The sequence below is a fragment of the Micromonospora sp. NPDC002717 genome (genome assembly GCF_040295705.1).
In the GTDB taxonomy this organism is placed as follows: Bacteria; Actinomycetota; Actinomycetes; order Mycobacteriales; family Micromonosporaceae; genus Micromonospora.
Genome location: NZ_JBEOVW010000071.1, coordinates 1714 through 5139, shown reverse-complemented (window position 1 = coordinate 5139; position 3426 = coordinate 1714). Strand labels below are relative to the sequence as shown.

2 rRNA genes are annotated in these 3426 nt (G+C 57.0%); both read right to left on the bottom strand.

Features of this window, described 5'->3' with window-relative positions:
• Window positions 1–2: 2 nt before the first annotated feature.
• A 5S ribosomal RNA gene (gene rrf, locus ABT006_RS34765) occupies window positions 3–119 on the bottom strand.
• Window positions 120–201: 82 nt separating this feature from the next.
• Window positions 202–3310: ribosomal RNA gene (locus ABT006_RS34760) — 23S ribosomal RNA — on the bottom strand.
• Window positions 3311–3426: the final 116 nt, after the last annotated feature.

The following is a 3426-nucleotide window of genomic DNA, read 5'->3' as shown; positions in this document are numbered from 1 at the left end:
TTGTCCGGCGGTGTCCTACTCTCCCACACCCTCCCGAGTGCAGTACCATCGGCGCTGGAGGGCTTAGCTTCCGGGTTCGGAATGTAACCGGGCGTTTCCCCTCCGCCATGACCGCCGTAACTCTATCGACATATCAAACAACACCCAACCGGGTCTGTTGTTCGTTCATCGAGAGTTGCACAGTGGACGCGTAGCAGCTTAGTAGTCAAGTCCTCGGCCTATTAGTACCGGTCAACTGAACCCGTTACCGGGCTTACATTTCCGGCCTATCAACCCAGTCGTCTAGCTGGGGGCCTTACCCCACAAAGTGGGTGGGATACCTCATCTTGAAGCGAGCTTCCCGCTTAGATGCTTTCAGCGGTTATCCCTTCCGAACGTAGCTAACCAGCCGTGCCCCTGGCGGGACAACTGGCACACCAGAGGTTCGTCCGTCCCGGTCCTCTCGTACTAGGGACAGCCCTTCTCAAGTATCCTACGCGCACGGCGGATAGGGACCGAACTGTCTCACGACGTTCTAAACCCAGCTCGCGTACCGCTTTAATGGGCGAACAGCCCAACCCTTGGGACCTGCTACAGCCCCAGGATGCGACGAGCCGACATCGAGGTGCCAAACCATCCCGTCGATATGGACTCTTGGGGAAGATCAGCCTGTTATCCCCGGGGTACCTTTTATCCGTTGAGCGACACCGCTTCCACTCGCAAGTGCCGGATCACTAGTCCCGACTTTCGTCCCTGCTCGACCTGTCAGTCTCACAGTCAAGCTCCCTTGTGTACTTGCACTCAACACCTGATTGCCAACCAGGCTGAGGGAACCTTTGGGCGCCTCCGTTACCCTTTAGGAGGCAACCGCCCCAGTTAAACTACCCACCAGACACTGTCCCTGAACCGGATAACGGTCCGAAGTTAGATACCCAAATCAACCAGAGTGGTATTTCAAGATTGCCTCCACCCATACTGGCGTATGAGCTTCACCGGCTCCCACCTATCCTACACAAGCTAATTCGGATACCAATGTCAAGCTATAGTAAAGGTCCCGGGGTCTTTCCGTCCTGCCGCGCGTAACGAGCATCTTTACTCGTAATGCAATTTCGCCGGGCCTGTGGTTGAGACAGTGGGGAAGTCGTTACGCCATTCGTGCAGGTCGGAACTTACCCGACAAGGAATTTCGCTACCTTAGGATGGTTATAGTTACCACCGCCGTTTACTGGCGCTTAAGTTCTCCGCTTCGCCCCGAAGAGCTAACAGGTCCCCTTAACGTTCCAGCACCGGGCAGGCGTCAGTCCATATACATCGAATTACTTCTTCGCATGGACCTGTGTTTTTAGTAAACAGTCGCTTCCCCCTGCTCTCTGCGGCCATACAACGCTCCACCCGCGCGGGGCTTCACGTCTCCGGCCCCCCTTCTCCCTAAGTTACGGGGGCAATTTGCCGAGTTCCTTAACCACAGTTCGCCCGATCGCCTCGGTATTCTCTACCTGACCACCTGTGTCGGTTTGGGGTACGGGCCGCTAAGAACTCGCTAGAGGCTTTTCTCGGCAGCATAGGATCACTGACTTCACCTGAATCGGCTCGGCATCACGTCTCAGCCTACATGGCGTGCGGATTTGCCTACACGCCGGCCTACACGCTTACCCCGGCACAACCACCGGCCGGGCTCAGCTACCTTCCTGCGTCACCCCATCGCTTGACTACTACCCGCCAGGTTCCCACGCTCCCCATGATTGGTCCGAAGACCGCCCACAGATCGGATGGTTAGCACAACGAGGTTCATCAGGGTCGCTCTTTCGCGGGTACGGGAATATCAACCCGTTGTCCATCGACTACGCCTCTCGGCCTCGCCTTAGGTCCCGACTCACCCAGGGCGGATTAGCCTGGCCCTGGAACCCTTGGTCATCCGGCGGAAGGGTTTCTCACCCTTCTTTCGCTACTCATGCCTGCATTCTCACTCGTGCCGCGTCCACACCTCGATCACTCGGATGCTTCACTCGCGGCACGACGCTCCCCTACCCATCCACACACCTGCACAAGGAATCACGTCCAAGCGAGGTAAAAATGTGAATGCCACAGCTTCGGCGGTGTGCTTGAGCCCCGCTACATTGTCGGCGCGGAACCACTTGACCAGTGAGCTATTACGCACTCTTTAAAGGGTGGCTGCTTCTAAGCCAACCTCCTGGTTGTCTATGCGACCCCACATCCTTTTCCACTTAGCACACGCTTAGGGGCCTTAGCTGGTGATCTGGGCTGTTTCCCTCTCGACTACGAAGCTTATCCCCCGCAGTCTCACTGCCGCGCTCTCACTTACCGGCATTCGGAGTTTGGCTGATTTCGGTAAGCTTGTGGGCCCCCTAGACCATCCAGTGCTCTACCTCCGGCAAGAAACACGCGACGCTGCACCTAAATGCATTTCGGGGAGAACCAGCTATCACGGAGTTTGATTGGCCTTTCACCCCTAACCACAGGTCATCCCCCAACTTTTCAACGTTGGTGGGTTCGGCCCTCCACGCGGTCTTACCCGCGCTTCAGCCTGCCCATGGCTAGATCACTCCGCTTCGGGTCTAGGACACGCGACTGAATCGCCCTATTCAGACTCGCTTTCGCTACGGCTCCCCCACACGGGTTAACCTCGCCACATGCCACTAACTCGCAGGCTCATTCTTCAAAAGGCACGCCGTCACCCCGCAAGGCTCCGACGGATTGTAGGCGAACGGTTTCAGGTACTATTTCACTCCCCTCCCGGGGTACTTTTCACCATTCCCTCACGGTACTCGTCCGCTATCGGTCACCAGGAAGTATTTAGGCTTACCAGGTGGTCCTGGCAGATTCACGGCAGATTTCAGGGGTCCGCCGCTACTCGGGAACACCCACAGGAGACCAGCCACTTTCACCTACCGGACTATCACCGCCTACGGTCAGCCTTTCCAGACTGTTCGGCTAGCAACTGGCTTTATAACTCCTCACACGAGTGTCAGCTCGTGTAGCAGGGTCCCACAACCCCGACCACGCAACCCCTGACAGGTATCACACGCAGCCGGTTTAGCCTCAATCCGCTTTCGCTCGCCACTACTCACGGAATCACTAATTTGTTTTCTCTTCCTACGGGTACTGAGATGTTTCACTTCCCCGCGTTCCCTCCATACACCCTATGTGTTCAGGTGCAGGTGACACCACATGACTGATGCCGGGTTCCCCCATTCGGACACCCTGGGATCACAGCTCGGTTGACAGCTCCCCCAGGCCTATCGCGGCCTCCCACGTCCTTCATCGGCTCCTGGTGCCAAGGCATCCACCGTTCGCCCTTGACAACTTGACCACAAAGATGCTCGCGTCCACTGTGCAATTCTCAACAAACGACCAACCCACAACCCACAGCCCCACACCAGCATCACCACAGCGACCGGTATGCGAGACCAGGCCATGCCTGGCAGG